The 14,789-nt window shown below is 32.6% G+C and carries 10 protein-coding genes; 9 read left to right on the top strand and 1 reads right to left on the bottom strand.

The features are described 5' to 3' along the window. The first annotated feature begins 418 nt into the window (after positions 1-418). The 9 genes from D3P13_RS02755 (at position 419) to D3P13_RS02715 (ending at position 13,640) form a co-directional block, all read left to right on the top strand. Positions 419-3,634 carry a SusC/RagA family TonB-linked outer membrane protein gene (locus D3P13_RS02755; RefSeq protein WP_117879762.1) on the top strand — a complete coding sequence of 1,072 codons (3,216 nt, stop codon included), beginning with the start codon at positions 419-421 and terminating at the stop codon, positions 3,632-3,634. A 6-nt stretch (positions 3,635-3,640) separates the two neighbouring features. Further along, positions 3,641-5,236, top strand: coding sequence for a RagB/SusD family nutrient uptake outer membrane protein (locus D3P13_RS02750; protein ID WP_117879761.1), 1,596 nt, complete (start codon positions 3,641-3,643; stop codon positions 5,234-5,236). A 12-nt stretch (positions 5,237-5,248) separates the two neighbouring features. Beyond that, positions 5,249-6,421, top strand: coding sequence for a hypothetical protein (locus D3P13_RS02745; protein ID WP_117879760.1), 1,173 nt, complete (start codon positions 5,249-5,251; stop codon positions 6,419-6,421). A gap of 21 nt (positions 6,422-6,442) precedes the next feature. After that, positions 6,443-7,936 (top strand): PKD domain-containing protein, encoded by a 1,494-nt coding sequence (locus D3P13_RS02740; protein ID WP_117879759.1) that lies wholly within the window; start codon positions 6,443-6,445, stop codon positions 7,934-7,936. A gap of 45 nt (positions 7,937-7,981) precedes the next feature. Then, entirely contained in the window at positions 7,982-8,893 is a 912-nt protein-coding gene (locus tag D3P13_RS02735; protein ID WP_117879758.1) for a polysaccharide lyase family 7 protein, read from the top strand. An 8-nt stretch (positions 8,894-8,901) separates the two neighbouring features. Further along, positions 8,902-9,816: a polysaccharide lyase family 7 protein gene (locus tag D3P13_RS02730; RefSeq protein WP_117880236.1), complete on the top strand. Its 915-nt coding sequence runs from the start codon at positions 8,902-8,904 to the stop codon at positions 9,814-9,816. Between the two features lie 668 nt (positions 9,817-10,484). Next, positions 10,485-11,195: a FadR/GntR family transcriptional regulator gene (locus tag D3P13_RS02725; RefSeq protein WP_117879757.1), complete on the top strand. Its 711-nt coding sequence runs from the start codon at positions 10,485-10,487 to the stop codon at positions 11,193-11,195. A gap of 65 nt (positions 11,196-11,260) precedes the next feature. Continuing rightward, positions 11,261-12,847 (top strand): MFS transporter, encoded by a 1,587-nt coding sequence (locus tag D3P13_RS02720; protein WP_232829117.1) that lies wholly within the window; start codon positions 11,261-11,263, stop codon positions 12,845-12,847. A gap of 28 nt (positions 12,848-12,875) precedes the next feature. Continuing rightward, entirely contained in the window at positions 12,876-13,640 is a 765-nt protein-coding gene (locus tag D3P13_RS02715) for an SDR family NAD(P)-dependent oxidoreductase (RefSeq protein WP_117879756.1), read from the top strand. Positions 13,641-13,679: 39 nt separating this feature from the next. Here D3P13_RS02715 and D3P13_RS02710 read toward each other — a convergent pair whose 3' ends face one another. Further along, complete coding sequence (locus D3P13_RS02710; RefSeq protein ID WP_117879755.1) at positions 13,680-14,714, bottom strand: LacI family DNA-binding transcriptional regulator; 1,035 nt, start codon at positions 14,712-14,714, stop codon at positions 13,680-13,682. Positions 14,715-14,789 lie beyond the last annotated feature (75 nt).

Genomic DNA, 14,789 nt, shown 5'->3' with positions numbered 1-14,789 from the left:
TTAAAACAGTTTTATTTTATGATGATGATTTTGTCCATAAAAACATTTTGTCTACTACATAAAATAATAATGTTAAAATTTTGAATTATTTTTTTATAACAAAAATTTAACATATATTTGGTTTACCAATCTGGTTAGTCAGTTTGGTAAACCAAAATAACTACAGTTACTTAACAGCAAGTAATTTGAAGCCTATTATTAAAAGAACAATTTTACAATTAAATAAAACATAGATTTAATTTTTGTTTTATTTCTAATTATTTTTAATTGGTGTAAAACCACTTTAAAATTAAGATATGTAGAATTTTGATTTATCTAAAGAGAGATTGTTTTTTTTGTATTGAAGTAAAAGTTTAAAGTTATTCATTGGTTTTTAAAATTAACTAATCAAATAATTACGAACATAATAAGAATCAATATGAAATTTAAAACTAAACTATCTCTGTTTGTAGCTTTGCTTGTAGGTGTTACCTTATTTGCACAAGAAAATTACACAATTTCCGGTACAGTTATAGATGCGAAAGATCAGTTGCCAATCCCCGGAGCAACGGTTTTAATTGTGAGCACTGTTAAAGGTGTTGTTACAGATTTTGATGGGTTATATTCCATTGAAGCTAAAAAAGGTGATATTCTTCAATTTTCATTTATTGGGTACGTCTCTCAAACAATTACCGTATCAGATAATAAAACAATTAATGTATCCTTAGTTCAAGATAATAATCAATTGGATGAGGTTGTTATTGTGGCCTACGGAGATCAAAAAAAGAAAAATATAACCAGTGCTTTAACCAAAGTTTCTGGTGCTGACCTTCAGGATGTTGCGGTGTCTCGTGTGGAAGATGCATTACAAGGGAAAGTAGCGGGATTAAGAATTCAAGTAGCGTCATCGGAAGCTGGTGGAGACCCTAAAATTACGTTAAGAGGGCCTGGTTCTATTACGGGTTCATCATCACCTTTAATTGTTGTTGATGGTGTTGTTTTAGGTACAGAAGCTGATATTTTAGGTTCTATTGATAATAATAATATTGAATCAATCAGTGTTTTAAAAGATGCTTCATCGGTAGCAATATACGGTTCGCGTGGTGCGAATGGTGTTATTTTGGTGACACTTAAAAAAGGTGTTTCTGGGCAAACTAAATTTTCTTACAACACATTTACAGGTTACAAATTTGCTAATAAAAACGATAACTTTAATACCTCAATAAGTGATGAAAGGTCAAGGTTAGATGGTTTACAAGATGTGGTAAGTTCAATTTCGTCCGACAGTCAAAACTATGATAGGATTAATGGTGATTATAATTCAGCTTATGCAGAACTTGAAGCCATGGATTTTATAGCTTCATTGGGAGGTGGTGAAAAAAATTGGCAAGATGAAATTTTTAATGGAGGTGTAATAACAAGTCACTCATTTGCCGTAAGAGGTGGGTCTGAATTAACAAGTTACACCGCATCTTTGGGGTATCTTGAAGATGAAGGTATTGCATTAACCGATAATTTTAAGAAATACAATGCTAGAATAAAGGTTGATAGTAAATCGAAAAACAAAAAAATAAAGTACGGTGCAAGTATACGTGTTAATTATAACGATCAAGACAAACTACCAGCAAGATTTACAGATCCATTAAGACAATTAGGTCATGTACCTCTTTACTTAAATGAAGATCATTTAAACTACATTACACAGTCAGATCCTGGAGATGCGGGAGCTCAATTTGAAAATATAGGTGTTGGTAGTTACGGGTTTTCAAGAGCTTTTGATCATGTGTTTACAGTTGATCCTAATGATCCGAGAGCAATAGCTAGAGACCCTAATACAGGGCTTCCATTGGTTAGTAATTTAACCTCTGGTGGTTTAACGTTATCAACTACAAAAAATGTGCATCCATTAGTACACTTTCTTGAAAGATCTAGAACAAAAAAGAAATTGAGTTTAAACGCATCTTCTTATCTTGATTTTGAATTAGCAAAAGGTCTTAATTTTAGACAAACGATTTCAACTGTTTTTAGACATAATAAAGCAAATGAAGCGGACTATTTATATGGACAAGAAAATAGAGAACAAGAGTCATATAGATTAGAAGGTAGAGATGAATTAAATCAATATGCTTTCGAATCACTTCTTAAATACAAGAAAGACTTTGGTAAACATAATTTTAATACCATACTAGGGTTTGAGTTTACACAAAGAGATTTTTATACACAAGAATCTGAGGCCGTAGGGTATACCAATGATTTCAATAATAATATTGCCCTTGCAGATGGAGGCACTACATATACCGACAATGGAACTGATAAGTTAGTCTCCTATTTTGGAAGATTAGATTATAATTTTGATGAAAAGTACTTAGTACAATTATCTGCTCGTACAGATGGTAGTACTAGATTTGGTTCTAATTCGAGATTTGGTTTCTTTCCTGCTGCTTCTGTAGGTTGGATTTTGTCAAAAGAGAATTTCTTATCCGAAAGTGAATTTGTAACCTTTTTAAAGTTAAGAGCCAGTTATGGTATTTCTGGATCTAATGAAATATCTAACAATATATTTGAATCACTTTATAGATTTGAAGAGGCTTACAGTACGATTGGGTATAATGGTCAGACCGGAGTTAAAGGGGTGACTTTGGCAAATCAAAATTTAGGTTGGGAAAAACTAATAGAATTTAACCCTGGTATAGATGTTACCTTTGGTAGAGGCCTTTTAAATCTAGCAGTAGATTATTATACCAGAACAAGTAAAGATTTAATTCTTTTTGCCCCAGTGCCTGGCGTTTATGGAACGGATAATTGGTTGCAAAATATAGGTGAGGTTAAAAATGAAGGGGTCGAAATAGAATTAAATTCTAGAATAATCTCTACTGAAAAGTTCAGCTGGTTAGCTTCAGGACAATTTTCTTTAAATAGAAATACCGTTCAAAGTTTAGGTAATAATGACCAAATTATTTCTAGAATTGATCAAGATACAAGACCTACAGAGTTTATAGCTAGAGTAGGACAGCCCATAACTTCTTTTTATGGTTGGGTTTACGAAAAAGAGATTCCGTTAGAGTGGGTAGACAATCCATTTAATAGGTTTAATAATGATTTTGCAGATGTTTATGTAAAAGATTTGAATAATGATGGTATTATTGATGATGAAGATAGAACGGAGTTAGGGAGTCCATATCCTGACTTTACTTGGGGAATCAATTCAGATTTTAGACTAAAAGAATTTGATTTTTCATTTCAATGGCAAGGGTCTCATGGTGCTGAAGTAAGAGTTGCCGATTTAGATCAGTTGTATTACGCTAGTGAGTCTGCTGTAAATGAGGTTGCTAATTTTCCGGATAGAGATTTAACGGTCCATAGAAGATTTACTAATGATCATATACAGGATGCTTCTTATGTAACTTTAAGAAATATAACACTTGGTTTTTCTTTACCAGAATCATTTACGTCAAGGAATAATATAGATAGACTTAGAATATATATTACGGGTGAAAATTTACTTTACTTTACAGCTAAAGGTTATGAAGGATTTAACCCAGAAGCAGCCGGGCAAACATCAGATAATGCTAATACACCACTAACAGCAGGCTATCAAAGAGGAGATGGCCCAGTAGTAAGAACAATATCAGCAGGGATTAACTTTCAATTTTAATTAATTATGAAGAATAGATATAAAAATATAATAGTTTGTTTTTCTTTTGTAGCTTTATTTGCAAGCTGTGAGGAAGAACTAGATCTTAGTAACCCTACAGCTCTTTCAATAGAGGAGTTACTACAAACTGATAACGGATTTGAATTGTTGGCCAATGGAGTTTTAGATGCGTATCAAAAGGTTCCGGCGAACGAATTTCTACTAACAGAATTAAGATCTGATAATGTAAGGGCGAATTCTGAAAATGGAAATTTCCCAGCAATTAATGCTTATAATGTAGATCCAAATAATGGAGATGTAGCCACCTATTATTCGAACAACATGGCGACTATTAAGCATGCAAACACAATTATTGATAATCGTTTTTTAGCTCCAGAAAATCAACAGTATACGGTTGGGGAAGCTTATTTTATGAGAGCTTTATGTCATTTTAATTTGGTGAGAGCTTATCAGAACATTCCTTATATAGATAAAGTTTTAGACATCACAAAGGATGAAGCTTTAGAGTATCCTCAATTACCAGAGGCTAATGTTTACGAGAAAATTATAGCCGATTTTAAAACTTCAATTGCATATTTAAATGGTGTAGATCAAAATAGATATCGTCCGTCTGAAGGAGCCGCTATTTGTTTAGCTGCAAAAGCATATTTAAGTCAGCCGAGTCCTAATTATTCTGAAGCCGAACTTTTATTAGCTTCGGTTGTGGAAAATAATGGTGCTTATAATTATGATTTAATTTATACAGAAAGAAGTAATGCTGAACAGTTTGAATTCAATGCAGACCCTTTGGATAATTCAGTTGATCTTTTAACAGATGCGGAATACTATGCCAATTTAGTTATAGATTATGGTCATGTACTAGGTAATGCAATTTCTGATGGGTACACAGATGGGGTACTTGATGGTTCATGGTCAAATAGTCCGGCTCTTGAAATTAATGATGAAGTCGTTTTTTCAATTGCTTATGATTTGGTAAGTAGTGATAATTATGTTACTAGTGATAGTGGTTTAAACGATCAAGTAGAAACAGATTCAGAATCGCATAGTTTTGCGATGACTTTACAAGGACCATCTAACGGTATTAATATTGCGACACTAGATTTTTTAGAGGTTATGAATCCAGAATTACAACCGGTGAGATTCTATGCTAGTATTGATGCTTTATCTTATAATCCAACAGTTGAAACAAATGATACTTTTAATGCTAAATTCCCAACAGAAGGAGAGATTGGAGATAATGACTGGGTGGTTTTAAGATATGCAGATGTGTTATTATTGTATGCAGAAGCAATTTTAGGAGGTGATGATAGTACTACAGATTCTAGAGCTATCGATGCTTTCAACCAAGTAAGATTAAGAGCAGGTCTTGAAGAGGTGGCAAATTTAACCAAGCAACAATTATTAGATGAGCGAAGAGTTGAATTTGTATACGAAAATCAACGTTTGTATGATTTAATAAGATTTGGTGAAGCTGATGATGTTTTAACAAGATTTTCGCAACAAAACAGTTTGTTTTATACAAATGAAAAGAAATATCTTCCTTTTCCACAAAGAGAAATGGACAATTTACCTAATTTTTATACGCAGAACAGCGGTTACTAAAATCTAATAATTATGAATAAATATTTGTTTAATTTAAAATATATAGTTTTAGGTGCATTGGTATCTTTAACTTCTTGTATCAACGACGATTTAGCTAATATTGGCGATTTGGAAGATATTACAGGTCCAACACCATTTTACAGTGTAACGAACGTTGTGTCTTCAGAATTTGACTGTAATGATGTTGAATTATGGGCTAAATACGATTATAACTTTCAAGCAGGTTCTAATTTAGCTGTAAATGGTACCAATTATGAATGGACTATTACTCCTGCAGAAGGCGTTTCTTTAATTAATAAAGATGTATCTATTTTAGAGCAATCTATTGATGGGGAATTGGCTGCGGTTGTGGCATTAGAAAATGCAATTTCGAAGTTAGAATTTAAAATACCATGTGAAAGTGATCAAGCTAAAGTGGATGCATTAGAGGCTCAAATGGCTGATTTGCAAGTACAGTTAGACGCCGCTGAAGCAGGTCTCTCAGATGAAACACTACAAAATGTATCTGATTTAGAAAATCAAATTGCTGCATTACCACCTGCAACGCTACAAGATCGAGAATTAGTTTTTTCTTTTCCAGGCCCAGGAGAATATTCGGTGGGTTTAACGGTAACTGATAACCTTGGTAAATCAGCTTACACTGAAAAAACAATTACAGTTAATCAAGTAATACCAACAATTCCAGTACCAGAAATAGGAGAGCCTGGTTTTGAGGATGGTACTTTGTTTGATGGGTCAGGAGATGGTAGAGATTCTTGGAGAGCACCTAGTAGTGCTAATTGGGGATCCGTTTTTCAGATTAATACAAAATCTGAAGGCGTTTTACCTGAAGGTACACAAGCTTCGAAATTTCCTGGAGATGGTACAAGAGTTGGTTATCAAGAAATTGAAGTGACGCCTGGGGCAACGTATGTGTTGACTTATTTCAGTGCTCTAAATTTAGATTCTTTTGGAGATGTAACCGTATCTATAGTGAGTACCAATGCTACAACGCTAGCAGAAGCGAAGTTAGAAGCAAATATAATAGCCTCTAGAACAGATAACAATGTAGGAAGAGTAGTTGATGTGTTTAAAAAGCATGCCATAACCTTTGAAGCAGGGGATAATGAATCGGTTATCATTTTATTAACTAACTCAGGTGTTGAGAGTAGATTGGATGCATTTGATATATCAGTGAAACAATAATAAAGTTTAAAATTTAGAATTATGAATTATAAAATATTTAAAAAATTCAATACAAGTGTTTTTGTACTCTTTGTTATGTTTTTAGGTCTTGTGTCATGTTACGATAGTGGCTATGAAGAGTTTGTACCTCCAACAGGAAATGTAAATAATATACAGCCAAATACACTCTTTACAACAAGTACAAAAGCTAGTGATAATTTGTCCATAGTATTCAGAAGTTATTCGACAGATGCAGCTTCGTACCTATGGGATTTTGGAGATGGTAATACTTCAACTGATGCAAATCCAGATTATACCTATGCAAAAGGGGGTTTATATAATGTTAAATTGACCACAACAAGTTCTGATGGTTTGGTAGCTGTAGACTCATCTTCGGTAGCTCCAATTTTTGTTGACTTTAATTTTACCATGATAGATTCTGAAGTGACTTTTGAAAATTTAACCTCTGGTGCTAGTGCATTAGAATGGGCTTTTGGCGATGGAGATACTATTGGCTGGGACGCTGAGGATACAGAAGATGATCCTGATTTTAATCCCGTTCATATATACGCTACAGCTGATACATATCAAGCAACACTAACTGCAACAAATTATTTGGGTGTTAAAGTTTCTGTAATTAAAAATATAGAAGGTTTGGTATTGTCGACAGTTCCTGATTTTACATTTTCTACTACTGATTTAACTGTAGATTTTACGGATGCTTCAATTTTGGCAGTTTCACATAGTTGGGCTTTTGGAGATGGAAATACTTCTACAGAGGTTAATCCTTCACATACGTTTGCAACTAATGGTACTTATGATGTTACCTTAACAACTACAAATGATGCAGGTGTATCTAAAAGTATTACAATACAGGTTCCAGTTGGTGGTGTAGAGGCTACATTTAAGGCTATAGTTCAAAATGGTACTGCCGATGATTTTACGGTCGAAACAAATGATAATGCTGATGCTTGGGATATGACGCCGAATAGTACTGTAAAAAATAATGCTGGTGAAACTGTAGATAGTCCTTATAAAGCAATTTGGTCTAATTCAGATTTAGATGGTTGGCTTAAAGATAATTGTGGTGATGATAGTGAGCAACCGGGCTCTTCAGGTGATGGTAATAAATTTGCAGGTTTAGGAGATCGAGGCGTAAAGTTAAATGAAAAATGTCGTCGTCTCTATCAAGTTGTAGCAGTTGAGGCAGGCGTAGAATATACTTTTACAATTGATTCTCGCTCTGAAGCAGTAGGTATTAATTCTGAAGTATTTATTTTAAATAATGAAATTGCAGGTGAAGATGTTATTAATACAGAAGCTGGTCGAAATGCCAATGCAGATGCTTATTTTGTAATTGATAATGACTTTAATAGTTCTAAAGCTTCAAGTACGAAGGATACATTTACAACGAGTACGTTTACATTTGAGGCAACATCAAATAAAGTTGTAATTTATGTTAGAGCGTTAAATGCTGTTGATGGTAGCAATGAAGTGTTCTTTGATAATATAGATATTATTACTCCGGGATTTTAATAAAAAATTATTAAAATAGATCCAGTAGAATAAATTAATAATAATATGAAAAACCTCCGAATAGGTATAGTAAGCATGATTCTAATAGCATTATTGTCTGTAAACGTAGCTTGTCAAGCACAGAAAAACAATGTTTCAGATTCGGATGTAAAAGTTGAAAAGAAAAAGAAGAAGAAAAAGAAAGTCAGGTTACCAGACATTGATTTAAGTCACTGGAAGGTAACCTTGCCAGTAACTAATGAAAAAGGAAAGCCTTATGAAATAGAGCCACCAGAAATCATTGATTTTGCATCAAATGAGATTGCAAAGCCTTTTATGTATATAGATTCTACTAGAGGGGCAATTGTATTTCATGCTATGCCTACAGCATCAAAAACGGCAAATACTAAATACACTAGGTCTGAGCTTCGAGAGCAAATGGTGCCTGGTGATAATAATACCAATTGGACATTTAAGCAAGGTGCTAATATGAAAGGTAAGCTTTCTATGGAGCAGACCACAAAGGATTCTGACGGTAAGTATCATAGAACCATTATTATGCAAATACATGGGCGTTTAACCAATGAACAGCGTGATTTAATAGGTGAAGATGATAATAACGCTCCCCCTATGTTAAAAATATATTGGGATAAAGGAAAAGTTAGAGTTAAAACTAAAGTGCTTAAAAATTTAAACGCAACTGACGAAGAGATTTTGCATGAAGATGCATGGGGTGATGATGAAGGTTTCAATTTTGATCAAAAAGTAGATTTTAAAAAGTTTACATTGGAGGTTCAAGTGTCAGATGGTAAAATGGTAATCATTTTAAATGGTAATGAATATAAGGTTTACGAAAGTATTCATATGAAACGCTGGGGTATTTTTGAAAACTATTTTAAAGCAGGTAACTACTTTCAATCTAGAGATGAAGGGTCGTTTTCTAAAGTTAGGTATTACGAACTTGAGGTAAGTCATTAAATATGTTCATGTCAAAACAATTTAAAATAGAATATCTTAAAGTAGTAACTGTGATTGTATTGCTTTTTGTAATTGCAGTTGGTTGTCAGCAAAACGACGATCCAATAGAAGAGATAGTTGAAGACGAGGTTATAGTTGTAGTTGAAGAACCAGTAGATGACACCTATGTATTACCAGGAATAGATTTAAATAATTGGAAAGTAACGTTGCCCATTGGCAACCCGACGGAGGTTAAACCACCTGAAATTTTGAATTATGCTACTAATGAAGTTTTAAAACCGTTTTTCTATAATGATTCGGTAAATGGAGCTTTGGTATTTTATACATACCCTGGAGCATCTACAGCCAATTCATCTTATTCTAGAACGGAGTTAAGAGAACAAATGGTACCAGGTAGTAATAATACAAATTGGACCTTCAAACAAGGTGGTAGTATGAAGGGAACTTTGTCTATAGCTGAAATATCAAAAGACGCTGATGGAGATTATCATAGGGTTATAATCATGCAAATTCATGGTAGACTAACAAATACACAACGCGATTTGATTGGCCAAAAAGATAATAATGCACCGCCAATGCTAAAAATTTATTGGACAGATGGTAAAGTTAGGGTGAAAACGAAAATATTGAAAGATTTAAATGCTTCTGATACTGAGTTATTAGAAACAGACGCTTGGGGAGATGATGACGGTTATACATTTGAGGAGAATGTGGGGTTCAAAAAGTTTACCTTAGAAATAAAAGTTACTGAAGGCAAAATGGAAGTAATATTGAATGCTACTGAATCAGTTGTTTATGATGATATTCACATTCAGAAATGGAGTGTTTTTGAAAATTACTTTAAAGCAGGTAATTATTTGGTGACAAAAGATGCAGGTTCTTTTTCTAAAGTCAATTATTACGATTTAACCGTGAGTCATTAGTACTCAAAAATTTATAAATAAAAAGTAATAGGTCATAGAATAAGACGAAGGTCTTATTTGGACAAAATTTGATAAGTGGAAAGTAACATGACTAATTGTTATATATAATTATATACAACACCCGAAATCGTAAGCTATGCAGAACTCGGAGTAGTTGAATTTTCAATTAGTCATGTAGTGGAAGTAATTAATTTGTGAAGATTCGTTAAATATTCCACCTTATGCTTTTCATCCTGCTATAATTGATGAATAGATGTTTTAAAGGTTGTAGTCCCTCTTATTATAGAAGATTTGATTGTATAAGAGAGTAAAATTTATATTTTTCTTTTTTAAGACCATAAAATAGCATATATTTGGTTTTCCAAACTGGTTAACCAGTTTGGAAAACCAAAATAACCAATTAATATTAGGTACTTAAAAAAGGAAGTCAATTAAAAAAGAAAGTGACTAATAGTAAAAGAAAAAAGAGTGCAAAAATATCTTTCGCTCTATTTTTCTTCGGATGAATAAAAATTATTAGAGTATTTATTTGAGTTAACAGTGTTTAGATTCAGTCAAGAAATGTTCTTAGCATAGTCAAAACATTAAATAGAAAATTAAATTTAACCTATTACAACGTTTTTTTTATATTTAATGATTGAATGAGGTTAACCAATTAAAAGTTTAAAATGAAGTTAGAAGTTATTACACAAATTGAAAATAAAGAGATACAGAATTCTATTATTTCTAAAATAAGAGATTTTATAAATTTAAAGAACCTAGAGCCAGGGGAAAAATTGCCTTCTGAGCGTATGTTGTCTGAAAAATTTGAAGTTACAAGAAGTAATGTTCGCGAAGCCATACAGAAATTAGAGTTTTATGGTTTGTTAAAATCAATTCCGCAAAGTGGAACATTCGTGGCAAACATTGGTGTAACTGCTATGAATGGAATGATCGATGATATTGTGAGCTTAGAAAAACCAGATTTCAAATCGTTAGTGGAAACGAGAATTTTGTTAGAATTGAAAACGGCAGGATTAGCGGCAACTAGAAGATCAAAGAAGGATTTAGAGCAAATAAAAGAGGCACTGGATGCATACAGTAAGAAAGTTTTAGAAGGTAAAAATGCTGTTCAAGAAGATTTGTTATTTCATTTATCAATTGCTAAAGCGAGTGGTAATAGCACTTTAAATACATTAATGTTAATTATAACACCAGAGATTATTACAAACTTTGCAAAATATCATGTTTGTGATGAAAATCAAGCTCATTTAGCAATTCAAGAACATCTTGATGTTTATAAGGCTATTGAAAGTCAAAACCCGAAATTTGCAAAACAAAAAATGAAAGATCATTTTAAGGCATTGTATCAGTATTGTTACAATGGTAAAGAGGAATAAAAGTGAGGCACATATTGGCCTGATTTTAATATAGATTTACGGAATTCAAACTAAAAAGTACACACATGAAAGTAAAAGGTTTAAGATGGGTAATTATTGGGCTAATATTTTTGGCTACAGTAGTAAACTATATTGATAGAAGTGCACTCGCAATTATGTGGGGAGGGGGTACAGAAGAGAAAGAAACAGTTATTAACCTAGTTAAAGCAGTTGAAGATTCTACTGTAGATCAGGATAGTATTGTTAGTTATTTGAGTAATCAACTTCAAAAAGAATCTTTTGATCAAGATAGTATCGTAAAACATTTAAGTGCACTTACAAAGATTGAAAATAATACTATTGAGCAAAACCTCTTGGCAATTAAAGGTGGAGGAAAGATAGATCAGGATGATGCGGCCAAGCAGCTAGTTGCTGCAATAAAAAATAGTGTCATTACTCAGAAAATAAATGTATTTGAAGTTTTGAGAGTTGAAGAACACTCTATTTCAAGAGATTTAGGTTTGACCAAAAAAGATTATGCTTTTATCTTAAATATCTTTATGGTATTCTATGCTTTAGGGCAACTTTTCTCAGGAAAATTATTTGACAAAGTAGGAACGAGAATAGGTTATGTACTTTCCATTGGTATTTGGGGCTTATCATCATTACTGCATTCTACAGTACGGGGTTTAGGTGGTTTATTATTCTTTCGTAGTACTTTAGGAATTTCTGAGGCAGGTAACTGGCCAGGAGCTGTCAAGAGTAATGCGGAATGGTTTCCTATTAAAGAGCGTGCAATTGCACAAGGTTTGTTTAATGCAGGTGCTTCTATAGGATCTGTAATTGCTCCACTCCTGATTGCTACGTTGTTTGTTGCTTATGGATGGAGAACTACATTTATTGTTGTAGGTTCATTTGGTTTATTATGGATTATTCCATGGTTGTTAATTAATAAAGCAGGCCCGAAAAAACATCCTTGGATTACTAAAGAAGAACAAAAATATATTACTGAAGGACAAAGTTTAGCAGATCAAAATGCAACAGAAGAGACCAAAGGTAAAAGTTTAAAGGAAATTCTTTCTTTTAAAGAGTCTTGGTCAGTAGTTGTTGGTCGTTTCTTTTTAGAACCAATCTGGTGGTTGTTCGTAGGTTGGATGCCTATTTATCTTTTTGACGTATATGGTTTTAATGTTAAAGAAGTAGGTATGTTCTTATGGGTACCTTATGTTGGTGCTGCTATTGGCAGTATTGCAGGAGGATTTGTTTCTGGAAAAATTATTGCGAAAACAAATTCAATAGATAAAGGTAGAAAAACAACAATATTTATTGGTGGTATTATTATGTTATTAGGTTTAATTGCAACTGTGCTTATTGGTGATACTGCTGAAAAATTTGTTGCAATAGTATTCTTTGTTTTATTCGGATTTCAATTTGCAATTAGTAACGTACAAACTCTACCAAGTGATTTTTTTAGCGGTAAATCTGTAGGGTCATTAGCGGGATTGGGAGGAATGATTGGGGTATCTTCGGTTATTATAATGAACTTTTTAGTTCCTATAGTAGTAGAAAAATTTTCTTATACACCAGTGTTTGTTGCAATTGCAGTATTTGTACCACTTGGAGTTGGAGCAATTTATTATTTCGCAAGAAATATTGAATCAGTAGAAAAATAAAAATATTAAAAATTTAAAATTTTATAAAATGAGTAATTTAAACAAAAAAGTTGCTGTAATAACAGGAGCGACAGGTGGAATTGGTTTTCAAGTAGCAAAAAGATTAGGAAAAGATGGCTATATCGTAATTTTAAACGGTATTGAAGATGAGGCAGGAGCTAAATGTGTTGAAGAGTTGACTTCTGCAGGAATTACGGCAGAATATTATGGCTTTGACGTTACTAATGAAGATGAAGTAACTTCAAACATCAACAAAATTGGAGAAAAGTACGGTAGAATTGATGTACTTGTTAATAATGCAGGTGGTTTAGGTGGAAGATCTAGATTTGAAGAAATGACAACTGAGTTTTATAGATTTGTTATGGCTTTAAACCTTGATTCAGTATTTTTTGCTTCAAGAGCAGCTATTCCTTTCCTTAAAAAAGGAGAGAATGCTTCAATAATTAACTATACATCTAATGCGGGTTGGAATGCTGGTGGACCAGGTGCAGGTATTTATGGTACTTCAAAAGCAGGCGTACATGCAATAACTAGAGCATTAGCTAAAGATTTGGCAGAATATGGAATTAGAGTAAATGCAGTATCTCCAGGTACAATTGATACGCCTTTCCATGCTCAAATAAAATCTACTAAGCCAGAAGTTTTTGCAACATGGAAAAATAGTATTTTATTAGGAAGATTAGGTCAGCCAGAAGAAGTAGCATCAGTTGTTTCGTTCTTAGCGAGTGATGATGCCTCTTTTTTAACAGCAGAAACTATCCAAATTGGTGGAGGTCAAGCTTTAGGAATATAACGTAACATTGTTAAATTAGAATTTTAAAAAGCCTTTCTTTTAGTTAAGAAGGGCTTTTTTATTTGAAGAATCTCTAACAATTAATTCTGCATTTAAAATAATTTTGTTTAATGTTTGGTGTACAACTTCGTCTTTGTTGTATTTTAAAAATGCAAGTGCAGCCTGTTTTCCTATTTCTTCACTATGTTGTTTTACACTTGTTATTCTTGGAGTAACCATATCTGTAAAGGGTTCGTTACCAAAACCCACTAAAGCAATTTCTTCTGGTATCTTTATGTTGTTTTCATTTAAAACTTGTAAAGCACCTAAAGCAGCATAGTCTCCGGCAACATAAACGGCATCTGGCCTTTCTTTTAAATTCAGCAATTGCTGCATCATTTCTCTACCGTCTTTAATGGTTAAACCACTTTCGGTAAGTAATTCAGTATCTAAAGGTAAATTGTATTTTTTAAGAGCATCAATATAACCTCTAATTCTATTATTAAAGATTCTTGTACGTTTATATCCACCAATATGAGCAATTCTTTTACAGCCATTATTTACAAGATGTTCAACAATAGAATGGCTACTTTCATAATCATTAATACCAATATAATCAACATTTAAATCATTCTCACCACGATCAAATAATATTAAGGGAATTCCTTTTGATTTTACCTTTTCGTAATAACTTAAATCAACAGTTTCATTTGCCATAGATGCAATAATACCATCAACTTGTGTGAAAAGTAAGGTATCTATATTATCACATTCTTTTTTGTAAGATTCATTAGATTGTGTTATAATAATATTATATCCTTTTTTATTTAATACTTCCTCAATGTTTTGTAGTACTGATGAAAAGAAATTACTGTTTGTTCTGGGAACAATAACGCCAACCAATTTACTTTTACCACTTCTTAATGCACTTGCTAGATGATTGGGTTGATAATTTAGATTTTCAGCAACTTGTTTAACTGCTTTTTTTGTTTTATCACTAATACGAGTATCATCATGTAAAGCTTTAGAAACTGCAGCAGCAGATATATTTAAAACGTTAGCAATATCTTTTATCGTGGTTTTCTTTTTTTTCATTAATATTTTATATATTTGCTTAAACGTTTAAGCAAATGTAATACCTTTTGTTTATATAATCAAAATTTTTAGTCA

Source organism: Aureibaculum luteum, assembly GCF_003449015.1.
Lineage (GTDB): Bacteria > Bacteroidota > Bacteroidia > Flavobacteriales > Flavobacteriaceae > Aureibaculum > Aureibaculum luteum.
This window is presented reverse-complemented; position numbering and strand designations above follow the sequence as displayed.

Bases quoted from the DNA above. Each gene is read 5' to 3' on its own strand.
- D3P13_RS02755 (WP_117879762.1), top strand. From the start codon at position 419: ATGAAATTTAAAACTAAACTATCTCTGTTTGTAGCTTTGCTTGTAGGT.
- D3P13_RS02750 (WP_117879761.1), top strand. From the start codon at position 3,641: ATGAAGAATAGATATAAAAATATAATAGTTTGTTTTTCTTTTGTAGCT.
- D3P13_RS02745 (WP_117879760.1), top strand. From the start codon at position 5,249: ATGAATAAATATTTGTTTAATTTAAAATATATAGTTTTAGGTGCATTG.
- D3P13_RS02740 (WP_117879759.1), top strand. From the start codon at position 6,443: ATGAATTATAAAATATTTAAAAAATTCAATACAAGTGTTTTTGTACTC.
- D3P13_RS02735 (WP_117879758.1), top strand. From the start codon at position 7,982: ATGAAAAACCTCCGAATAGGTATAGTAAGCATGATTCTAATAGCATTA.
- D3P13_RS02730 (WP_117880236.1), top strand. From the start codon at position 8,902: ATGTCAAAACAATTTAAAATAGAATATCTTAAAGTAGTAACTGTGATT.
- D3P13_RS02725 (WP_117879757.1), top strand. From the start codon at position 10,485: ATGAAGTTAGAAGTTATTACACAAATTGAAAATAAAGAGATACAGAAT.
- D3P13_RS02720 (WP_232829117.1), top strand. From the start codon at position 11,261: ATGAAAGTAAAAGGTTTAAGATGGGTAATTATTGGGCTAATATTTTTG.
- D3P13_RS02715 (WP_117879756.1), top strand. From the start codon at position 12,876: ATGAGTAATTTAAACAAAAAAGTTGCTGTAATAACAGGAGCGACAGGT.
- D3P13_RS02710 (WP_117879755.1), bottom strand. From the start codon at position 14,714: ATGAAAAAAAAGAAAACCACGATAAAAGATATTGCTAACGTTTTAAAT.